The following is a 21,616-nucleotide window of genomic DNA, read 5'->3' on the forward strand; positions in this document are numbered from 1 at the left end:
CCCAAAACGCCCTTTAATCCCGCGTGTCGCCTTGTGAACGCGGCACGCGGAAGCCGGTGGGTCGAAGCGGAGGCCGACGTGTCGAAGCGGAGGCCGGTGGGTCGGATCAGTAGGCGGGCCACCGGCCCGTGCGTATGCTGATCACCATGACGGAGGGATCCCTGCTCGATCTGCTACGGGAGCAGCGCACCGGCGCGCTCGTCACCCTCAAGCGGGACGGACGGCCACAGCTGTCCAATGTCGCCTTCACCTACGATCCCGCGACGCGCCTCATCCGGATCTCCGTCACCGACGACCGCGCCAAGACCCGCAATCTGCGCCGCGATCCGCGCGCGAGCTTCTATGTCACCAGCGGGGACCACTACTCCTATCTGGTGGCCGAGGGCGATGCCGAGCTGACGCCGGTCGCCGCCGACCCCCATGACGCCACCGCCGATGAACTGGTGGAGGTCTACCGCGCGATCCAGGGCGAGCATCCGGACTGGGAGGAGTTCCGCGCGGCGATGGTGGCCGAGCGGCGGCTGGTGGTGCGGTTGCGCGCGGAGCGCGGCTACGGCTGGGGGAGCCGGACCGGACCCCTGAGCGGAGGGCTGGGCCAGGGCGACTAGGGGGCCGCCAGGGATATTGACGCCTGCGGCGAGCCGTCCCCCCTCCCCACCCCTTTCCGATACCAAGGGCTTCGCCCCTGGACCCCCGCGGCGCCGGGGCATCGACCCCGGGGCAGGAGTCTGGGGCGAAGCCCCAGCTTCCGGGACGGCCCCGAGGGGCCGCGGATTCCGGGCTCCGACCCCATTCCGCCGGTCGGCTTGCCCTGGCAGGTTCTCGCTCTAGCGTGGTACGCGACAGCCCTCACCCCAGAGGCATCACGAACATCACTCGATCCCGCTCACCTGAGCACCCTTGAATCGATTTGAGCGCCTCGGCCACCTCGCTGAGCACGCCATCCACAGGAGCGCGAGACGGCGGACGAGGTCCATCGAGGGGCGCAATGCGCGCGGCGCCGCGCACCCGGTCGCCACGCGGCGTTCCGCGCCCGGACATCCACCGCACGCGACAATAAGCCACCGAACGACTACTTGTAGCGACCGGAAGTGCTCGATCGACGTGCGTTCCTGACGCACACCGCGTAGAACTCCGTCCGGTATCTGCAACGACGAGCAAGGGAGTGTTCGAAATGCGGAAGACTACTGGGGCGATCGGGCTGGGAGCCGCACTGGCCGTGAGCGCCGTGCTGGGGATCGGCACGAGCGGCGCGGCACATGCCGCGCCCGCCAAGCCGCAGAGCCTGTATCCGCCGTCCGCGCTGGTCCTGACCGTCGGCTGGGGGGCCGACGCGGCCACGACCGAGGTCCAGCGGGCGGTGACTCTGAGCTGTCGCCCCACCCCCACCGGTACCCACCCGGCTCCCGCCAAAGCATGCGCCGAACTCCACTCCGTAGGCGGCGTGTTCGGTCAGCTGCGGACCGGGGCGGAGGCCGGCCGGGTGTGCACCAAGGAATGGCACCCCATCACCGTCACCGCCGAGGGAATCTGGGACGGCCGCCGGGTGTCGTACGAGCACACCTTCGCGAACAACTGCTTCAAGAGCGCGGCCCCGACGATGGTCTTCGAGTTCTGATGGGCTGAACCGGAAAAACAGACTGACCGGAAAAGGGGAAGGCCCCCGGACACCGTCCACGGGTGTCCGGGGGCCTGCTTTGGTTCACACGGGAGCGGACCGCGGGAGCGAAACGCTCACCAGGCCGGCCAGATCGGCCGGATCAGCCGATCTCGGCGCCGAACGCCTGAAGCGCCTCCGGCACCGGCTGGAAGAAGGTCTCGCCGCCCGAGGAGCAGTCACCGCTGCCACCGGAGGTCAGACCCAGCGCCGTGTCGCCCGCGAAGAGCGCGCCGCCGCTGTCGCCGGGCTCGGCGCAGACGTTGGTCTGGATCAGCCCTTCGACCGACCCTTCCTGGTAGTTGACGGTCGCGTTGAGGCCGGTGACCTCGCCGTCGTGCACCTGCGTGGTGGAGCCGCTGCGCGTCACCTTCTGGCCAACGGTGGCGTCACCGGCCTTGGTGATCTCCTGGCTGCTGCCGTTGTAGAGGTCGACCGCGCTCGGGTGGTCGGTGTCCTTGGTGTACTTGACCAGGCCGTAGTCGTTACCGGGGAACTCGCTGCCCTCGTTGGTCCCGATCTCCTCGCCGCCCTGCGAGTCCGACCAGCTGCTGATGGCCTCGGTGCAGTGACCGGCGGTCAGGAAGTACGGCTGGCCGCCCTTGACGACGTTGAACCCGAGCGAGCAGCGCCCACCGTCGCCCCAGATGGCGTCGCCACCCGCGATGAAGGTGGAGAACTTCCCGGCCGAGCGCTTCACCTCGACCTTGTCGCCGAGCGCGTCGGCGACCTTGTTGAGGGTGGCCATCCGGGTGCCCTTGACGGAGCTGTCCGCGGTGACGACGACCTTGTTGCTTCTGGGGTCAACCGACCACGAGGTGCCGGGGATGGTGGCCTTCTGCTTCAGCGTCTCACGCGCCTTGCTCAGCTCGGCCAGGGTGTTCGTGACCACCTTGGCCTCGGCCCCGGCCTCCCGGACCTTGTCCACGACGCCCTTGTTGACCACGTTGACGACGAGCTTCTTGGCCTTGGCGTCGTAGTACGAACCCGCCGTGTCGCTCTTGAGCGAGGAGGTGAGCGTGCTGGCGAGCTTTCCGGCGGCGCCGACCGAGAGGGTGTCGGGCTGGGGCTCACCGGGGGCGGCGTTGGCGCTTTGCAGGGTGATGCCCGTGGCGACCAGGGCCGCTATGCCGGCTCCGGCGATGGCGACACGACGCTTGGGTATGCGGCGGTGCTTCAACTCTCTGCCTTCCAGTGGGGGGTTGGGCCCGTCGGCAGTGGGGTGCCAGGGCCCGGAGGGCGTAACGGCATAGCGCATCTCCCCACTCGGGGGCGCGTCCATGCCAATTTGCGCCGCCGAGTATTCCCATCACCACCGGGCGCGCACAAGGGCGCGTTCACGTCATGGGCGTGAAATTTACACTGCGGACTCATGTCCGGACATGGTGGTGCCCGCACACCTTCGAGGTGTACGGGCACCGAATCAGATATCCGGATGAGCCGTCAAACCAGGCGGATCACCCCATGGAGCCCCTAACGGAACCCCGCGACGGAATCCCCTCGCGGGGTTCCGTCGCGGGGTTCCCTAGCAGGATTCCCTCGCGGGATTCCGTGCCGGGTCACCTCCCACGGCTCATCGCTCGACCGTATGCGGCTCCGGCTCGCGCTCGGTGAGCGTCGGCATCGCCTGCCGAGCGGGCTGGGCCGGCTGGCCGGGCTGCGCGGGCGCGGCCTCCCGCTCCGGCGCGGCGGCCGGACCGGCGGCCGGGGCGCCGCCCTCCGCGCCGCCCCCCGTCCGCGCCGCCGCCGGGATCTCCTGCTGACCCTTCTCCAGGAAGCGCAGCAGCTCGACCGGGATGGGCAGCACCAGTGTGGAGTTCTTCTCGGCGGCGACCGCCATGACCGTCTGGAGCAGTCGCAGCTGGAGCGCCGAGGGGGTGTCGGCCATCTGGGAGGCGGCCTCGGCCAGCTTCTTCGACGCTTGCAGCTCCGCGTCCGCGTTGATCACCCGGGCGCGGCGCTCCCGGTCGGCCTCCGCCTGGCGGGCCATCGACCGCTTCATGGTCTCCGGCAGCGACACATCCTTGATCTCCACCCGGTCGATATGGACGCCCCATCCGACCGCCGGGCTGTCGATCATGAGCTCCAGGCCCTGGTTGAGCTTCTCCCGGTTGGAGAGCAGATCGTCCAGATCGCTCTTCCCGATGATCGACCGCAGCGAGGTCTGGGCCATCTGGGAGACGGCGAAGCGGTAGTCCTCCACCGCGACCAGCGCGTCGGCCGCGTCCACGACCTTGAAGTAGACGACGGCGTCGACCCGCACGGTCACATTGTCCCGGGTGATGCCCTCCTGGGCGGGGACGGGCATCGTCACGATCTGCATATTGACCTTCTGGAGCCGGTCGACAAACGGAGCGATCATGGTGAACCCCGGCCCCCGGATATCCGAGCGGAGCCTCCCGAGCCGGAAGACCACCCCCCGCTCGTACTGCTTGACCACTCGGGCCGCGGCCAGCACGCCCAGGGCGCCGAGGCAAGCCAGTACCACTATCAATGTCACGAGCGCATCGACCATCACGGCCACCTGCCGTCCGTATCGCGAACAATGCCCCTCGTGGGGTACTGATGTCCACGATAGTCCGACCGCCGAACAGTGGGGAGGGCTGTGGAAAACCCCCGTCAGGCCGCCCCGTAGGGCGCTTCCCACCGGCGCGGAGAGCCCCCGCCGAACGCGGAGAGCCCCCGTCCGGCAGCACGGACGGGGGCTCTCGTTCAGCCTGGTGCGGAGCTGATCAGCTTCGGGAACGACGCCGGTCAGTACACGCTCACGCCGTACGCGTTCAGCGCCTCGACGACCGGCTGGAAGAACGTGGTGCCACCGGAGGTGCAGTTGCCACTGCCGCCGGAGGTGAGGCCGAGGGCGGTGGAGCCGGCGTAGAGCGGGCCGCCGCTGTCGCCGGGCTCGGCGCAGACAGTGGTCTGGATCATGCCGTAGACGATGTCGCCGTTGCCGTAGTTGACCGTGGCGTTCAGCGCGGTGACCCGGCCGCTGTGGATGCCGGTGGTGGAGCCGCGCCGGGTGACCGTCTGGCCCACGGTCGGGTTGGCGGCCGAGGTGATGTCCTGGCTGCCGACGGTGCCCTGGGGGGTGACCGAGCCGCTGTACCGGACCAGACCGTAGTCGTTGGTCGGGAAGCTGGAGCCGGCCGTCGGGCCGATGGTGGTGGTGTGGCCGGAGTTCGACCACCAGGTGCCGGCGCCGTCGGTGCAGTGGCCGGCGGTGACGAAGTAGTTGGCCCCACTGCTGTTGCGCACGTTGAAGCCGAGGGAGCAGCGCCAGCTACTCGCGTAGATCGCGTCGCCGCCCGAGATCAGCTTCTGAATCTTGCCGGAGGTCCGCTTGACCTCGATCGCGTCGGCGTTCGAGCCGGCGGTGTTCTTGATCTTGGCTATCTCACTCTGGGACACCGTGCTGTCGGCGGTGACCACGAGCTTGTTGGTCCCCTTCTCGACATACCAGGCGGTGCCCGCGACATCGGCCTCGAGCACGGCGCTGCTCGCCGACTTGGCCTCGGCCGCGCTGAAGGTGCGGGCGCCGTCGCTACCGGCGTAGGCGGCGGGGGCGGCAAGCGCCGTTCCGGCCACCAGGGCGGAGGTCGCGGCGATCAGGGCGATACGTCTCGCCTGCTTGCTGTGGGGGGCGTTGCGCTTGATCCTCAACTCTTCCTCCGGGGGAATCGGGGGTCCGCTTGGGTGGGCAGGCCCGTGAGGCGCAGTCAATGAGCACGCCGATATGACCGATTCGGCGTGCCCCTGACAAGCGCTTCCGGAAGTATTCGTGGCTCCGGGCGCAGTGCGCAAGAGGACAATTCGGAACAGCCGTCGGGCACACGCCACATAGCCCCGGCGGGTTCAGGCCGCCGGGGCTTGTGCTCCCATCCCCTTGGGTATCCGGTGAGACGGACGCAAGGGCGATCGGGTTCCGTTATGGCGCGGACGTATCGCGTCCCGGCGGCCGGGCCGCCGCGCGGCCGCTCAGCCCCGCTCCCCCGGATGCCGAAGTCCCAGGTGATCGCGGAGTGTCGGGCCGGTGTACGCGGTGCGGAACACCCCGCGCTCCTGAAGCAGCGGCACCACCCGGTCCACGGAGTCATCGAGTCCGCCGGGGGTCAGATGGGGTACGAGGATGAAGCCGTCGGCGGCGTCGGCGGCGGCGAATTCCGCCATCTCCGCCGCGACCGCCTCCGGGGTGCCGATGAACGACTGACGCCCGGTCGCCTCGATGACGGTCTGCGGGATGGACAGCCCTTTCTCCTCCGACAGCGCCCGCCACTTGGCGGCCACGGCCAGCGGATCGCCGTGCCGCACCCGGCCCTGGACCAGTTGGGACCCGGGGTCGGGATCGCTGTCCGGAAGTGGCCCGTCCGGGTCGTAGCCGGACAGGTCCACACCCCAGATCTGCTCCAGGGTGAGGATCGCGGTCTGCGGCGAGACCTGCTGCCGCCGGATCTCGGCGGCCCTCTCCCGGGCGTCGGCCTGGGTGTCGCCGAGCACCAGGGTCACTCCGGGCATGATCTTCAGGTCCCCGGGGGCGCGTCCGTACCGCGCGAGCCGCCGCTTGACGTCGGCGTAGAAGGCGCGCCCTGCCTCCAGTGAGCCGTGCCGGGTGAAGATGATGCCGGCGGTGGAGGCGGCGAACTCCCGGCCCTGATCGGGCTCACTCCTGCTCAGTCTTCAGGAACGGTGATGTGGAAGCCGTTCACGGCACCGGCGTCATGCCGTACGGCGATCAAGTCCCGCGAGCTCCACCGGTCCCCCGCGGTACAGCGGAGGTCCGCCGGGCGTGTCGGTCAGCCGGACCGGCGCACCGCCCGTGGCCGGGGAGTTCCCGGGCGCGCCCTCCCCGTCGAGTCACGGCTTGGGCAGCCCGGGCGGGTTGATCTCGGACTTCTTCACCGCCTCGCTGGAGAGCCCCCACCGCTTCAGGACCTTGGCGTACGAACCGTCCTGGATCACGTGGTCCAGGGCCGCGGCATAGGCGTCGACCAGCCCGCTGCCCTTCTTGGTGGTCGCCGCGATCTTGCCCTGCACCTGGTCGCCACCGCCCGAGAACCGGCCGATGATCTGGGTCTGGCCGGCCGAGGCGACATGGTAGGCGGAGGTGGGGTTCGGACCGAAGTAGGCGTCGATACGGCCGGACTGGAGGGCGAGGTAGTAGTCGGTGTCCTTCTGGAAGTACTTGATGTCCACGGGCTTGCGGCCCGCCTTCTCGTTCTGCTTGCTCCAGCCGACCAGGATCTTCTCCTGATTGGTGCCGGAGGCGACCGAGACGGTCTTGCCGGCCACGTCCTTCGGCCCCTTGACCCGCCAGGAGGTGCCCTTCTTGGCCTCGAAGGCGAGGTCGTCCAGGCGGTAGGTGGCGAAGTCGTACTTCTCCTTGCGCTCCTCGGTGACCGTCACATTGGAGAACACGCCGTCGAACTTGGAGCTGTCCAGGCCGACGAAGAGGTTCTCCCAGGAGACCGGCTGGAAGTCGACCTTGAGCCCGAGGGTGTCGGCAACCAGCGTGGCGATGTCGAGCTCGGAGCCGATCCGGGTCTTGTCGTCGGTCGCGTAGAAGCCGAGCGGGGCGGAGGCGTCGGCGCTGCCGCCGATGCGCAGGGTGCCACGCTTACGGATCGCGGCCGGGACCTTCGCCGCGATCGAGTCGACCTTCTTCCCTCTGATGCGGTGCTGGTCCGGGCTGATGTTGATGGCGTTCTTCGAGCCCTTGGAGCCCACCGTCTCCTGGGCGTCGCCATCGCCGCAGCCGCCGAGCAGGGCGGAGGCGGTGAGCGCGGCGACGGCGGTGATGAGGGTGCGGCGGGTCTTCACGGGGGTGCTCCTTGCGTAGGTGGATATCGGTGATCTGGTGGAGATCTGGGATCTAGTGGACATCGGTAGCCTCAAAGGACCTTGGAGAGGAACGCCTTGGTGCGCTCGTGGCGCGGGGCGTCGAGCACCTCGGCGGGCGTGCCCCGCTCGACGATCCGGCCGCCGTCCATGAAGACGACGGTGTCGGCGACCTCCCGCGCGAAGCCGATCTCATGGGTGACGACGATCATCGTGGTGCCCTGGTGGGCCAGGTCCTTGATGACGTCGAGGACCTCGCCGACCAGTTCGGGGTCGAGGGCGGAGGTCGGCTCGTCGAAGAGCAGCAGCTCGGGCTCCAGGGCGAGGGCGCGGGCGATCGCCACCCGCTGCTGCTGTCCGCCGGAGAGCTGCCGGGGGTACGCGGCCGCCTTGTCGGCCAGACCGACCCGTTCGAGTAGCGCCTGGGCGGCGCCCACCGCCTCCTTCCTGGGGCGGCGCAACGCCGATATCGGCGCCTCGACGATGTTCTCCAGCACCGTCAGATGCGGGAAGAGGTTGAAGTTCTGGAAGACGAAGCCGATCCGGGTGCGCTGCCTGAGGATCTCGCGTTCGCGCAGCTCGTAGAGGCGGTCGCCCTGACAGCGGTAGCCGACCAGCGAGCCGCCGACGCTGATCCAGCCGCTGTCCACCTTCTCCAGGTGGTTGATGGCGCGCAGCAGGGTGGACTTGCCGGAGCCGGAGGGGCCGAGGACGACGGCCACCTCCCCGGAGCGCACCTCCAGGTCGATGCCGCGCAGCACCTGGAGCGACCCGAAGCTCTTGTGGACGGAGCGGATGTCGACCATGGCGGTCATCGGGTGACTCCCCGCGAGAAGTGGCGCTCGATGTAGTACTGCGCGATCGAGAGCACGGTGGTCAGGATGATGTACCAGACGGTCGCGACCATCAGCAGCGGCACGACCCGGCCGTTGCGTCCATAGATGACCTGCACCTGGTAGAAGAGCTCGCCGATCGCCATGACGGAGACGATCGAGGTGCCCTTGAAGAGCGAGATCACCTCGTTGGCGGCGTTCGGCAGGATCGACCGCATCGCCTGCGGGAGCACGATCCGGCGCAACTGCCGCAGCCGGGGGATGCCGAGCGCGGCCGCCGCCTCCAACTGTCCGCCGTCCACGGCGAGGACGCCGCCGCGCACGATCTCCGCCGCGTAGGCCGCCTGGTGGAGCGCGAGCCCGAGCACCGCCGCGCTCATCGCCCCGACCAGACCCGCGGTGTCGAAGGAGAAGAAGCCGGGGCCGAAGGGGATGCCGAAGTCCAGCCGCTTGTAGAGATAGGTGAGGTTGAACCAGAACAGCAGCTGGACGATGAGCGGGATTGAACGGAACGCCCAGATGTAGGTGAAGGCGACCGACTTCAGGAAGGGGCTCTGGGACAGCCGCATGAAGGCGAGGACGATGCCGAGGGCGAAGCCGAGCGCGGTGCCGTAGAAGGTGAGCTGGATGGTGATCCAGACCGCCTTGAGGATGGTCCGGGTGGTGAAGAAGTCGGCGAAGACGTCCCACTCCCAGCCGGAGTTGGTGACCAGGCCGTGGGCGAACTGGGCCACCAGGACGGCGGTGACGACGACGGCGGCCCAGCGCCAGGGGTGGCGTACCGGGACGACTTTGAGGGCGGAGTAGTCCTCGCGTTCGGCGCCGCTTGCGGCGGCCTTGCCGACGGGTGGATCGGAGGTCAGGGACATGGAGGGTCCTTCGGGGGAGAGCTGGGGGTTGTGCGGGGGATGGGTTTCCGGGGGCGGTTTCCGGGAGGGCGGTTTCCGGGGGCGCTCAGTCGGCCGGGCCATAGGCGGTGAAGCTCAGGCGGTGAAGCTCAGGCCGTGAGACTCAAGCCGTGAGGTCCAAGCCGTGCGACTCAGGCCGTGAGACTCAGCCGTGAGGGTCAGGCGGTGACCGTGGCGCGACAGGACAGCTCGCGCAGACAGCGCAGCAGGGCGCGCGCGGTGGCGTCGTTCTGCCGGAACGCGGGTGCGTTGGTGCGGGGCCGGGCGAAGGCGCCCGAGGCGCGGGCGTCGGTGTGCGGGCCGAGCGCGAAGCGGCGCGGATGCGGGCGGCCCGCCCGGTCCAGGATCCGGCCGTCGGCGGGGCTGACGGCGAGCAGTCCGGCCGGGGTGGCGGCGGCGCCGTCGCGGTGCAGGGAGCGCAGCAGGGTGTCGCGGGAGCGGTCCACGGTCGGCTCCGGCAGCCGGGCCTCGACCAGCGCACGGGCCTCGACGGCATGGCCGGGCACACTGGCGGAGCTCGCCCGGAACACCCCGCGCGCCGGATCGGTGGTCACGGTCATCTCGGCGCCGAGGAAGCGGACCACTCCGGCGCGGGAGAGCGCGAGCAGCTGCTCGAGCCGCGGTCCCGGCGGGCCGGAGGCGAGGAAGCTGAAGAAGCCGTGCCACCAGCCGCCGATGTCGCCGAGCCGGATCAGCTGACCGTAGACGGAGAGCAGGGCGAGGAAGACGGCCAGGTCGGGGCTGTGCGCGGGGTCGTGGCGACGGGCGAGGTCGGCCTCGATATGGCCGCGCAGCGCCTGTTGCAGGGTCTCGTGGTCGCTGAACCGCAGCCCGGCCAGGGGGCGGTCGAGGGTGTCGAGGTCAAGCCGGTCGGCAGGGTCGGGGACGGCCGCGGCGACCAGGACGTCCAGATCGGGGCCGCCGGGCGGGCAGGCGGCGTACTTCTCCTCGAACGCGGACCACTCCCCGGTCACGCGCTCCGGATGGGCGGTGAACAGCCGGTGGTAGTGGGCGAACCCCAGCTCCTTGGCGATCAGCGGCCAGATGTCGCGCCGGAAGTCCGGCCGCCCGGGGCGGGAGAGCAACGTATCGACCTCGGCGGGGCCGAAGAAGCGCGGCACCGGGGGCCGCTCACCGCTCAGCGAGTAGCCGATCTTGGCGTGGTACGGCACACCGCGCCGCGAACCGGCGTACAGCACGGGCTCGCGGCCGGAGGGCCGGTAGACCAACTCGCCGTCCGGGCCGCGCTCATAGCGTCCGCCGCGCCCCTCGGTGAGCAGCACCATCAGATCCACGAAGGCGAGGCCGAGGCCGCGTACGATCACCGGCTCGCCGGGACGCAGCGCGCTCACATCGCTGTCGGCGGTGAACTCCGGTGGGAGATGGACCAGTTGGTGCTCGGCGGCGAACGCGGTGAGCGCCCGCTGCTCGGCGTCGGGTTCGGCGTCGAGGTGGCCGAGGGCGAGGACCACGGCGTCGGCGGTGAGCGGCGCGGTACGCCCCTCCAGCCACACCTGCTGCCGCCCGTCGCGCGGCCCGGTGACGCGTACGGCCCGGTCCCGGTGCTCGTGGACGATGGTGCCGGGCGGCAGATCGGCCACCGAGCGCTCGTACACCCAGCGCAGATAGGCGCTCTGGAGCCGTCTGGTGGCGAAGCTCCGCCCGGTCAGGGCGGCGGCCTCGGCGGCGAGTTCGGGCGGCAGGGCGTACGGCGGCTCCGCTCCGCGGACCTCACGGGCCTCGCGGACTCCACGGGCCTCCCGGGCCTCGCGGGCCTCCCGGGCCTCCCAGGCCTCGCGGGCCCATTCGGCGAGGGAGGGGCCGGGGCGTATCGGGCCTTCGCGCTCCACCGACTCGTCGGTGAACATGGTGACGTCCTCGGCCATGGAGTTCATCCACAGCAGCGGAGACTGGTCGGGGCGCCAGATGCGGCCGCCGCCGGGCGGATGCGGGTCGACCAGGTGCAGCTCGAACGGGGCGCCATCGCCGTACAGCTCGGGGGCGTTGGCGGCGATGCGCTCGATCAGACCGGTGGCACGCGGGCCCGCGCCGACGATGACGACCGTGGCGGGTGAGCGGAAGGGTTGGTCCGAATGCGCGGGATGGTCCGGGTTCGCGGACATGCGGAGGCTCCGTGAGTTCTGAAGTGAACACACGCATGGCCTTCACACACGCCGAGCCCCTCAGCTCGACAACGGCCGGGCCCCTCAGCCCGGCATGGGCCCGAGAGTAAGACGACCCCATGGTGCGCTGTCAAGGCTGTCCGAACTGTGAGCAGTGCGTCTCACCGCGGTTGACGCGGAAGCGGAAGGCTGCTCCACTTGCCCCATGGACTCAAGGCAGCGACTGGTCACGCGCGACCACATCGACTTCGGTCGGGTGTGGTCGTCGTCCTGTTCGGGCTGACTGCCCGCCTCCGCTGCCGTAAGGGGACTCCCTTCCCCAGCACTTCGAGGCTTCGCCCGCGCCTGCCGGGCTCCCTCCCCCGGTGTGGCCGCAGCACATCCGCGTCGTCACGCGCCTTTGGCCTTCCCACACACGTCAGCGTTTCAGCCCACCCCTTCCCTCAACTCGTCGTTCGGCTACGGGGGTGTGCGGCGGTTCTCTCCCCTCCCCGCCCCTTCCCGTAACCATGGGCTCCGCCCTGGACCCCCGCGCCCGAAAGCGGAGCCCCGCCATGCGGCGAAGCCGCACACCAATGCCACGGAAAAGGACAAAGCCCCGGCCCGGGAACTGAAGCAAAGCCCCCACCCGGGGCCCCACCCCGAGCCTGAGGCCAAGCCCCCGCCCAAAGCCCGGAGCAAAGCCCCCGCCCAGGGCCTGGAACAACCCCCGCCCGGAGCCTGAGGCCCGAAGCCAAATCGCCGCCCGGAGCCCGGAGCGAAACTTCCGCCCGGGGTCTGGGGCGAAGCCCCAGTTTCGGAGGTCTGGGGCGAAGCCCGGTCCGGGGCCTGGGACGGAGCCCCGGGTCGGGGCCTGGGGCGACGCCCGGTCCGGGGCCTGGGGCGACGCCCGGTCCGGGATCTGAGGCGAAGCCCGGTCCGGGATCTGGGACGGAGCCCCGGGTCGGGGGCTGGGGCGGAGCCCCGGTTTCGGGAAGGGGCGGGGAGGGGAACAGCGCGCCGCAGGCGGCGAGGCCCGAGGGGAACAGCTCGCCGCAGGGGGCACGAGCCGTCGGGCGCCCCCGGGCGGCTAGCAGTCGCAGCCGCAGTCACACCCATCACAGCAGTCGCAGCTACAGCAGTCACCGCAGTTGCTACAGCAGTCACAACAGTCGCAGCAGTCACCGCACTTATGGCACAGGCCCTCGCGCGGCTGCCCGGACCACGGGTCGTGGTACGGATCGCGGCAGCACACCTGGCAGGTGCAGCAGAGCCCGGTCCACACCAGGCAGCCCGCGATCAACCCCCGGCGGCGGCCGTGCGGCGGCTCCGGGGGCGCGCCGCCGGGGCCGCCCGGGTTGATCCACGGCGACTGCGGCGGCCCGAAGGAAGACTCCGGGGCGCCCGGAGCGCCCGCGCCCTGGCCTCCGGTGTGCGCACAGCCGTTGGTGCCGAAGGCGCGGTCGACCGCGCGCCCCAGCTCATGGACCAGCAGTACATGGGCGAGCCGCCCGGCCCCCTTGCCCGCGAATTCGGTGTCCTTGAGCGCCAGCCGCACCCCGTGCACCGCGTCGTCGCACAGCCTGCGGACCTCGGCGAGGTCGGTCCCGGTGGCCGCGATCGGGTTCCAGGCGCCGGTCTCGGCGTCCTGGGCCAGGTCCTCCACCGCGTCCAGCAGATGCGCAAGCCGCCCGAAGAGTCGGCCCGCCTCCTCCAGCGGGCCCCGGTTGCCGGGCCGCCCGGCCAGGACCGCGGTGTGCCCGAAGGCCGCGGCGGTCGCGGTCTCGGTGGGCTCGGTGACGGTCAGCAGAGGGGTGCCGGGGCCCGCGAGGGACTCCAGCTCGCCCTGCCGGCCGACCGCGTCGAGCAGCAGCGCGGTGTCGAAGCCGAGCGCGGCGCCGCTGCGCTCCCCGGCCCGGTCCCACCGCCCGGCCACCCGGCGGGCGGCCGCGGCGACCGGCCGCCGGGCCAACGCCCCGTCGCCGTCCGCAACATGGTCGCGTACCTTCGCCGAGGCCAGCACCAGCGAGACGGTGGCCGCGAGACGCGCCCCCTCGCCCCGGGCGACCGACGCCGTCCGCATCCCGCGCAGCGGACAGGGCCCGGCGGTCCGCCGCCAGCCCTCCGACCGCCCGGCCTGGGCCTCCACCAGCACCGATATCACCAGGCCGTCGTAATTGGTGGCGATGCGGGCGAACTGCCCGTGGTCACCCCTCAACGCGAGGCACAGCCCGCACAAATGCGCCATCCACTCGGTGCGCAGGTTTTCCGACAGCCGATGCCGACAAGGCCGGATAATGCCAAACACCACGATCCCCGTTCACCCGTACGTCCCCGACGTCACCCGTCCGGCAGCGGCGGAGTCTACCCACCGCTCCGTCAGCCTTCGTAAGCAGGTGGAACTCTGATATGGCGCCAGCCGTTGTGCACCAGTAACGTCACGAATCCCCTGTGCGGCCGCAATCCACGTGGCAGACCATCCGCATCATGGACGACCATAGAGGGGCGGACAGTACACACCATCAGGGAGAGGAGGCGTCCATGGGATCGGTACGCAAGGCAAGTGCCTGGCTTGGCCTCGTCGACGACAGCGATGACGAGCGCTACTACGACGACGACTACGCCGAGGGGTCCGAGCCCGGCGACTCCTGGATGACCGACCCGCGTGCGCGGGTGGCCGACGAGACCGCGCGGGACCAGGGCACCCGGATCGCCACGGTCACCCCGGACGGATTCCGGGACGCCCGCGGCATCGGCGAGCTGTTCCGGGAGGGCGTACCGGTCATCGTGAACCTCACGACGATGGAGTCCGCCGACGCCAAGCGCGTGGTGGATTTCATGGCCGGGCTGATCTTCGGGCTGCGGGGCTCGATCGACCGGGTGGCCAATCGCGTCTTCCTCCTCACCCCGGCCGACTTCCAGATCGTCAGCGGACAGTCCGGCCACGCCACGGGCTTTTTCAACCAGAGCTAGGCCCGAGCAGGGCCCAGGCCCCGGGGCCGCTCACCGGAAGGCATCGATTCCGGTGAGCGCCTTGCCCAGCACCAGCTGGTGCATTTCGACGGTGCCCTCATAGGTGAGCACGGACTCCAGGTTCGTGGCGTGCCGCATCACCGGATACTCCAGCGAGATTCCGTTCGCGCCCAGAATCGTCCGGGCCGTACGGCAGATCTCGATCGCCTCCCGCACATTGTTCAGCTTGCCGAAGCTGACCTGCTCGGGGCGGAGCCGCCCCGCCTCCAAGCGCCGCCCCAGATGGTGGGCGAGCAGCACCCCCTTGTGGAGCTCCAGCGCCATATCGGCCAGCTTGGCCTGGGTGAGCTGGAAGCCGCCGATCGGCCGGCCGAACTGCTCCCGCTCCCGCGCGTACTCCAGCGCCGACTCGAACGCGGAGCGGGCCGCGCCCATCGATCCCCAGATGATGCCGTAGCGGGCGTGGCTCAGACAGCTCAGCGGCCCGCGCAGGCCGGTGACCTCGGGCAGCACCGCGTCGGCGGGCAGCCGCACCTCGTCCAGGACCAGCTCGCTGGTGACCGAGGCGCGCAGCGACCACTTGTGCTTGATGTCGGGGGCCGAGAAACCGGGCGCGTCGGTGGGGACGACGAAGCCGCGGATGCCCTCGTCGGTACGGGCCCACACCACGGCGACCCCGGCCACCGAGCCATTGGTGATCCACATCTTGCGGCCGGTGAGCACCCAGTCCGAACCGTCCCGCTTGGCGTAGGTGCGCATACCGGCCGGGTCGGAGCCGTGGTCGGGCTCGGTCAGCCCGAAGCATCCGATGACCTCGCCGGCGGCCATCCGGGGCAGCCACCGCTCCTTCTGCTCCTCGGAGCCGAAGCGGTGGATGGCGTACATGGACAGGGAGCCCTGCACCGACATCAGGGAGCGGATCCCGGAGTCGGCCGCCTCCAGCTCCAGACAGGCCAGGCCGTACTGGATCGGGCCGGCGCCCGCGCAGCCGTAACCGCTGAGGGACATCCCGAGCGCGCCGAGGGAGCCGAGCTCCCGGGCCAGCTCGCGGATGCCGGGCACCTCACCGCGCTCGTACCAGTCGGCGATGTGCGGCAGTACGCGGTCGGCGGCCCACTGCCGCATGGTGTCGCGGACCGCGAGATCCTCGGGGTCGAGGAGATCGTCGAGCCCCAGCGGGTCGCGCGGATCGAACGACGGCAGGGTGCCAGCGGACATGGGTGACGGCCTCCGGTGGATGCGGTTCCGGGTACACCGAGCGGATACCGGCCGCCGGGGCACGTCCTCCCGCCCGGCGGCCGGGTTGATCAGCCCGGCCGCTCCGACGCTACGACCGGGTAACCCTCGGCGTCCAGACCTGCTCACGCCGGGTCATCAGGGGCCGGGCAGCGATCGCCCAGGGCGAGGCCGGGCCTCGGGCGAGCTGCCCCGGCCCCACGACGGCCCGCCCCCCCTCCCCCCAGCGTCGCTACGCGGCCCCACCGCACGGCAAGGGCTCCACCACACGGCAAGGCCCCCGCCGCACGACAGGGATCCCGGCCCCACGGCAGCGGCTCCGCCCCACGACAGGCACTCCGCCCCACGGCAGGGGCTCCGGCCGCACGGCAGCGATAGGGACCCGACCGCACAGCAGCGGCCCCCGCACACGGCAAGGCCCCCGACGCACGACAGCGGCAAAGGACCCCGGCCGCACAGCAGCAGCCCCACCCCACGACAGGCGCTCCACTACACGACTGCGGCTCCACCCCACGGCAGGGACTCCGCCCCACGACAGAAACCCCCACCGCACGACAGCGGCAAGGACCCCGGCCGCACAGCAGCGGCCCCAGCACACCACGGCAAGGCCCCCGCCGCGCGGCAGCGGCTCCGCCGCGCGGCGGGGGCTTCGCCTCCGGATTCCGGGGTCTGGGGCGGAGCCCCAGTTGTGGGAAGGGGCGGGGAGGGGAAAGAACCGAGAACCGCCGGACACCCCGTGGACCCAGCCCAGCCCGGGTCGGGTCACCCCAGCCCGGGTCAGCCCAGCCCACCCCAGGCCGGTCAGGACTCGGCGGCGACCGTGGCGCGGTCGAGGCGGGCCGGAGCGTTCGCGCCGTCCGGCCCCTGCTGATCCGTCGGCCCCTGCTGATCCACCGACCCTGGCTGATCCGCCGGGCCCTGCTGCTCCGGCAGGCCCTGCTGGTCCGCCGGGCCCTGGGTGGACCCCTCGTCGTCGTCGGCGGCGCACTCCATGACCTTGGGCAGCCGCATCGCGGCCAGCGCGCCAAGCGTCAGCAGTCCGGCGCTGACCGCGAGCGTGACGTGCAGACCGTGTACGAAGGCGGCGCGGGAGGCCGAGCGCAGGGCCTCCCCCGCGTGGCCGCCCAGCCGGTCGGAGACCTTGTACGCGGCGCCCAGCGACTGGCTCGCGTCGGAGCTGGCGGAGGCGGGGACGCCGGGCACCGAGGAGACGCCGGGCTTGTAGGCGGCGTTCATGACGCTGCCGAGGAGGGCGATGCCGATCCCGGCGCCGAGCTGGTAGGAGGTCTCGCCGATGGCGGCCGCGCCGCCCGCGGAACCGGACGACGCCTCGTTGAGCATGGACTCGTACGCGCTGAAGAGCGTGGTCTCCAGGCCGAAGCCCAGGACGATGAAGCCGCCGACGAGCACGGCGGGCCGGTCGGACTGGCCCATGGCGGTGAGCGAGAGCACGGCGAGGGCGGTGAGCGCGAAGCCGACCGCGACCATGACCCGCGGGCCGAGCCACTGGAGCATCCGGGACCCCACGAGCCCGGCGGCCATGGCGGCGAAGGTGAGCGGCAGCAGCCGCAGACCCGTCTCGAGCGGGGTGAGCCCGAGCACGAGCTGGAGGTACTGGGCGGCTATGAGCTCCAGGCCGACGAGCGCCAGCAGGGCGAGCACGATACAGCCGACGGAGATCGAGAAGGCGGGCCGGGCGAACAGATTGAGGTCCACCAGCGGATGCGTACGGCGGCGCTGGCGGCGTACGAAGAGCACCAGCAGGACGACCCCGACCAGCACCGGGGCGGCGGTCTCGGCGTCCAGCGGCCCCACGCCGCTGCCCACCCGCTTGACGCCGAGGACGACGCAGAACAGCCCGCAGGCGGCCATGAGCGCGCCCAGCACGTCCCAGGGGCCGTTCTTGTCGCCGGTGGACTCCGGCAGCAGCCAGCGGCCGACGGGCAGCGCCACGATCATCAGGGGCAGGTTGACCAGGAAGACCGAGCCCCACCAGAAGTTCTCCACCAGGAAGCCGCCGAGCAGCGGGCCGACGGCCGCGCCGACGGCGGCGACCGCGCTCCAGACGCCTATCGCCAGCGCCCGCTCCCGGCGGTCCGGGAAGACCTGGCGCAGTATCGACAGGGTGGCAGGCATGATCATCGCGCCGCCGACGCCCAGCAGGGCGCGGGCCACGATGAGAATCTGGGGGTTGGGGGCGAAGGCGGCGATCGCGGAGGCGGCGCCGAAGAGCCCGTAGCCGAGCAGCAGGACGCGTCGTCTGCCGACGCGGTCGCCGAGGGTGCCGAAGAGGATCAGCAGCGAGGCGCAGACCAGTGGGTAGACGTCCACGATCCACAGCAGTTCGATCCCGCCGGGGCGCAGATCCTCGGTCACCGCCGGGACCGCGACATGGAGCACGGTCGCGTCCACGGCGACGAGCAGCAGACTGACGCAGAGCACGAGGAGCACGACCCAGCGGTTCGCCCCGCCGCTCGCCTCGGTGCCGCGCCATTGCCGGGGAACGCCCGCCGTCCGCCGATTGCCGGCCGTGGTCGTCCCGGACATGTACGCACCTCCCTGGGTCTTGCGCTCGCGGTCCGCCCTCGTGACGGCGGTACGCCACGTCGTAGGGACGTCCGGGTGACCCCGGTGGCGAAGGCGCGAGTGAGAGGTCAGGGTACGCGAGTCCCCGCGCGAGCCGTGTGCCGCAGGTCATGTTGGAACCTGCCCGCGGATGGTTACGGAGGCGTACGTTCCAGACTTCCCCTTTTGTCCCCCGTCCCTCTGCCGTCCCTCCTGTGTCCTCCCGGCCCCCCGCGACTCCTCCGCGGAGCGTTGTCCACAGGCTCCGCGGGCGGCCCGGATCATCCTTGATAATCGTCGCCGTGACTGATCTCGCCCAGGCCGGCACCGCGCCGCTCAGCGACGACGGCCGACCGGGCCGCGCCGCTGGTCGCGCGCTGCGCCGGGCCGCTCCAGCACTGCTCGCGTATGCGGGGACGCGCCTGCTCGGGCTGGTGGTTCTCGCGATCTGGGGAGCCTTCGCGGACAAGAGCCCGCACCAGCTGCTCTCCGCGCGCTGGGACTCGCTCTGGTACGCCCGCATCGCCGCGGAGGGATACGGCTACACGCTCCATCTGCCCGACGGCTCGGTCCACTCCAACCTGGCGTTCTTCCCCCTGCTCCCGGCGCTGGAGCGAGTGATATCGGCCATGACCCCGCTGGACGTGGCCGACGCCGGTCTGCTGGTGAGCTCGGTCACGTCCCTGTTCGCCGCCTGGGGGATCTTCGCGATCGGTGACCTGCTGTACGGGCGGCGGGTGGGCGTCACGCTGGCCGTCCTGTGGGGTGTGCTGCCGGTCGGCATCGTGCAGTCGATGGCGTACTCGGAGTCCCTCTTCACGGCGCTGGCCGCCTGGGGGGTCTACGCGGCGCTCACCCGGCGGTGGCTGTGGGCGGGGCTGTGCGCGGCGCTGGCGGGGCTCACCCGGCCGGTGGGGGCGGCGGTGGTCGCGGCGGTCTGGGTGGCGGCCGCGGTGGAGCTGCTGCCGGAGGCGCGCCGGCGCCAGGCGTGGCTCACCGCCCCTCCCGTCACCCACCACCACCCTCAGCGGAGGCGCTGCGCGCCCTTCCTCCGGCTTCTCGCGGGCGTCGCGCTCGCGCCGCTGGGCTGGCTGGGCTACGTGGTGTGGGTCGCCCTCCGCACCGGGAGCGTCACCGGCTACTTCGAGGTGCAGAACGGCTGGGGCAACGGCTTCGACGGCGGTCTGGCCTTCGCGGGCTTCATCGGGGGGCTGCTGATCGAGCCGCCCTTCGTGGGCGGGCTCGGGCTGCTGCTCGGCGTGGGGGCACTGATCTGGCTCGCGGTCCGCTGTGTGCGGCAGCGCCAGCCGCTGCCGCTGCTTGCCTACGGCGGGGCGGTGCTCGTCCTGGCGCTGGCCGCGAAGGGGTACTTCGGCTCCAAGCCCCGGCTGCTGATACCGGCCTTCCCGCTGCTGCTGCCGATCGCGGTCGCCCTGGCCCGGCTGCGCCCGGTGCGCACCGCGCTGGTCCTGGGGTCGGTGGGGCTCGCCTCGGCGGTGTACGGGGCCTTCTGGCTGCATGGCTCCGGGCCGCCCTGATCCGGCCACCGCCGCGATCCGGCCACCCCGACCGGCCGGGCGGAGCCCCACGGAGCACCGCGGAGCCCCACGGAGCACCGCGGACGATCACTCCCGGCCACCCGGCGACGCCAAGGGAAACTTCGGGGAACGCCATGGCTAATAAGCGATAAACACGCCCTGTAAGAATTCCATAAAGCCCCCGAGACACGCCCATTGGAAGGTGGGGAGCGGAAAAGTCCCGGGGCCTCGTGCATTCCTTGGAAAGGGCGCGGCCAAAAGGCGTGGACGAGACGTACTCCACATCACATCGTCATCACAAAGCGACCTGATCGACTGAACCCACCTGTCACGCAATGTAACGTCGATTAGGTGCGTACCGAAGACAAGCTCCCCGCGACCGAGGAGCGAAGGCCCGATCTCGCGCGACCGCGCATGACCCGAACACGCTTCTGGCTGCTCGGGACCACGCTGGCGGTCTACGCGGCGACCGTGATCGGCGTGCTCACCACCTCATGGCTGGTGAAGCTCGACTGGCAGGTCATGCTCTTCCGGCCCTACAAGCAGTGGCCCGAGTTCCATACCTTCCTGGACTACTTCGTGGTCATGGGCCAGCGCGGGCCCACCGCCGTGGCCGTCGCCGCCTGGCTGGGGTGGTGCTGCCACCGGCAGCGCACCCTGCGCCCGCTGCTGGCGCTGGGCACGTCCCTGCTGATGCTGAACGCCACCGTGGGCGCGGTGAAGATCGGCTTCGGCCGGCTCGGTCCGCACTACGCGACCACCGTCGGGTCCAACGAGATGTGGGGCACCGGCGATATATTTCCTTCGGGTCACACCGCGAACGCCGTGGTCACCTGGGGCATTCTGGCCTATCTGGCGACCACCCCCGTGGCCCGCAGGGTCGCCTCGCTGATCGCCGCGGGCTTCGCCTTCGGGGTCGGCATGACCACCGTCTACCTCGGCACCCACTGGCTGAGCGATGTGGTGCTTGGCTGGGCCGCCGGGGTGCTGGTGCTGCTGGCGCTGCCTTGGCTGGAACCCGCCATGGCCCGCGCCGAGGTGCTGCTGCTGACCCTGTGGCGCCGGTTGCGCGAGCGCCGGGCGCCCGTACCGGTGCCGTCCGGGCGGCCGGTCGCCGGGACCCCGCTGGCCACCCCGCGCACCGCCCGCGACGACGAACTGCCCGCCCGCGAGACCGTGGCCGTGGTCAGGCCCGGCACCGCCACCGGCCGGAGCCCCGACGGGCGGCCACTCCACCCGGTCCGCCAGCACACGATGCGCTCCGAGCGCACCCCGGTCACCCCGGTCGGCAGCCGCCGGCCGCCGCACGCCGACCGGGTGCCGCGCGCCACGGCGCCCTTCGGCCCGTCCGGCGCCTCCCGGGGCCGGACGGCCACCGGAGGCTGAGCCGAGCCGCCCACCCGGGCCGCGGGGCGGTACGCACCTCCTCCCCCGCGCCAACCGGCCACATCCGCGCCACGGCCCCGGAACGCTCCCTCAAGAGCGTTCCGGGGCCGTCGTCGTATCCGCGGCCGGGCGCACCGGCCCACCGTCGCGCACCGGGCACACCGGCGCGGACCGGCGCGCGCCGACGCGGACCCGGGCCGGTCGGCGGGCGGCCCGTCAACCGCGCCCGGTCAGCGGCCACGCCCGGTCAGCCGCGCCAGCAGCGCTTCACCGTGCCGTCGTCCACCTCGAAGTCGATCCGCCCCCGCAGATACTCCATGGTGATGATCGCGCCCGGCGGAAGCGTCCGTACGGTGCTCCAGCCGCGTGCGCGCGCCCTCTCCTCGGCGGTGCCGGCATCGAGGCCCACATAGCTGTCGAGGTCGTCGTCGGGTTCGGCCGGAAGGTTCGGTACAGGTCCCATGAGAGCCACCGTAGGTGGCTGCCCACGGGGGGCAAACCCAGAGTTGTCTTGGACCGGCATGGGACTACCACCGTCCCATGCCTCTCACGGCCGCCATTCGTCACACTTGTGTCACAGAAAACA

General features: G+C 71.3%; 16 protein-coding genes and 1 pseudogene. 5 read left to right on the plus strand and 12 right to left on the minus strand.

The genetic code is table 11. From position 1 onward, the window contains the following. The first annotated feature begins 146 nt into the window (after positions 1–146). On the plus strand, positions 147–608 hold the full coding sequence (locus tag ACJX2R_RS14345; RefSeq protein WP_413100437.1) for a PPOX class F420-dependent oxidoreductase: 462 nt from the start codon (positions 147–149) through the stop codon (positions 606–608). A gap of 566 nt (positions 609–1,174) precedes the next feature. After that, positions 1,175–1,618: a subtilase-type protease inhibitor gene (locus ACJX2R_RS14350; RefSeq protein WP_413100438.1), complete on the plus strand. Its 444-nt coding sequence runs from the start codon at positions 1,175–1,177 to the stop codon at positions 1,616–1,618. 142 nt (positions 1,619–1,760) lie between these two features. On the opposite strand, the gene ACJX2R_RS14355 is transcribed toward ACJX2R_RS14350, so the two are convergent. From ACJX2R_RS14355 to ACJX2R_RS14395, 9 genes and pseudogenes are all read right to left on the minus strand, one after another. Further along, positions 1,761–2,837 carry a S1 family peptidase gene (locus tag ACJX2R_RS14355; RefSeq protein ID WP_262705113.1) on the minus strand — a complete coding sequence of 359 codons (1,077 nt, stop codon included), beginning with the start codon at positions 2,835–2,837 and terminating at the stop codon, positions 1,761–1,763. 393 nt (positions 2,838–3,230) lie between these two features. Further along, the gene (locus ACJX2R_RS14360) at positions 3,231–4,172 is read right to left on the minus strand and encodes a slipin family protein (protein ID WP_413100439.1); all 942 of its coding nucleotides are present in this window, start codon (positions 4,170–4,172) and stop codon (positions 3,231–3,233) included. Positions 4,173–4,411: 239 nt separating this feature from the next. Next, the gene (locus ACJX2R_RS14365; protein WP_198281587.1) at positions 4,412–5,317 is read right to left on the minus strand and encodes a S1 family peptidase; all 906 of its coding nucleotides are present in this window, start codon (positions 5,315–5,317) and stop codon (positions 4,412–4,414) included. A gap of 315 nt (positions 5,318–5,632) precedes the next feature. Next, positions 5,633–6,307, minus strand: a pseudogene (locus ACJX2R_RS14370) (LLM class flavin-dependent oxidoreductase); the annotation flags it as partial. Positions 6,308–6,508: 201 nt separating this feature from the next. Next, positions 6,509–7,471 (minus strand): ABC transporter substrate-binding protein, encoded by a 963-nt coding sequence (locus ACJX2R_RS14375; protein ID WP_413100440.1) that lies wholly within the window; start codon positions 7,469–7,471, stop codon positions 6,509–6,511. Positions 7,472–7,542: 71 nt separating this feature from the next. After that, positions 7,543–8,295, minus strand: a complete 753-nt coding sequence (locus tag ACJX2R_RS14380; RefSeq protein ID WP_413105853.1) for an amino acid ABC transporter ATP-binding protein — start codon at positions 8,293–8,295, stop codon at positions 7,543–7,545. A gap of 5 nt (positions 8,296–8,300) precedes the next feature. After that, positions 8,301–9,191 carry an amino acid ABC transporter permease gene (locus tag ACJX2R_RS14385; protein ID WP_413100441.1) on the minus strand — a complete coding sequence of 297 codons (891 nt, stop codon included), beginning with the start codon at positions 9,189–9,191 and terminating at the stop codon, positions 8,301–8,303. A 197-nt stretch (positions 9,192–9,388) separates the two neighbouring features. Beyond that, positions 9,389–11,353 (minus strand): FAD/NAD(P)-binding protein, encoded by a 1,965-nt coding sequence (locus ACJX2R_RS14390; RefSeq protein ID WP_413100442.1) that lies wholly within the window; start codon positions 11,351–11,353, stop codon positions 9,389–9,391. A gap of 1,069 nt (positions 11,354–12,422) precedes the next feature. Then, positions 12,423–13,640, minus strand: coding sequence for a DUF5685 family protein (locus tag ACJX2R_RS14395; RefSeq protein WP_413105854.1), 1,218 nt, complete (start codon positions 13,638–13,640; stop codon positions 12,423–12,425). Between the two features lie 233 nt (positions 13,641–13,873). Here ACJX2R_RS14395 and ACJX2R_RS14400 point away from each other — a divergent pair, with 233 nt between their 5' ends. After that, entirely contained in the window at positions 13,874–14,305 is a 432-nt protein-coding gene (locus ACJX2R_RS14400) for a cell division protein SepF (protein ID WP_037949899.1), read from the plus strand. Between the two features lie 30 nt (positions 14,306–14,335). On the opposite strand, the gene ACJX2R_RS14405 is transcribed toward ACJX2R_RS14400, so the two are convergent. Together ACJX2R_RS14405 and ACJX2R_RS14410 are read right to left on the minus strand one after the other, a co-directional pair. Further along, complete coding sequence (locus tag ACJX2R_RS14405; RefSeq protein ID WP_262705120.1) at positions 14,336–15,523, minus strand: acyl-CoA dehydrogenase family protein; 1,188 nt, start codon at positions 15,521–15,523, stop codon at positions 14,336–14,338. Positions 15,524–16,342: 819 nt separating this feature from the next. After that, positions 16,343–18,088 carry an MFS transporter gene (locus ACJX2R_RS14410; protein ID WP_413100443.1) on the minus strand — a complete coding sequence of 582 codons (1,746 nt, stop codon included), beginning with the start codon at positions 18,086–18,088 and terminating at the stop codon, positions 16,343–16,345. Positions 18,089–18,408: 320 nt separating this feature from the next. Here ACJX2R_RS14410 and ACJX2R_RS14415 point away from each other — a divergent pair, with 320 nt between their 5' ends. Next, a complete protein-coding gene (locus ACJX2R_RS14415) occupies positions 18,409–19,644 on the plus strand; it encodes a hypothetical protein (RefSeq protein ID WP_413100444.1) in 1,236 nt (411 codons plus the stop codon). Positions 19,645–19,995: 351 nt separating this feature from the next. Beyond that, entirely contained in the window at positions 19,996–21,030 is a 1,035-nt protein-coding gene (locus tag ACJX2R_RS14420) for a phosphatase PAP2 family protein (protein ID WP_262705123.1), read from the plus strand. 247 nt (positions 21,031–21,277) lie between these two features. On the opposite strand, the gene ACJX2R_RS14425 is transcribed toward ACJX2R_RS14420, so the two are convergent. Beyond that, positions 21,278–21,493 carry an I78 family peptidase inhibitor gene (locus ACJX2R_RS14425; RefSeq protein ID WP_262705124.1) on the minus strand — a complete coding sequence of 72 codons (216 nt, stop codon included), beginning with the start codon at positions 21,491–21,493 and terminating at the stop codon, positions 21,278–21,280. Positions 21,494–21,616 lie beyond the last annotated feature (123 nt).

The sequence above is a fragment of the Streptomyces sp. Inha503 genome (genome assembly GCF_047215865.1).
Classification (GTDB): Bacteria; Actinomycetota; Actinomycetes; order Streptomycetales; family Streptomycetaceae; genus Streptomyces; species Streptomyces lycopersici.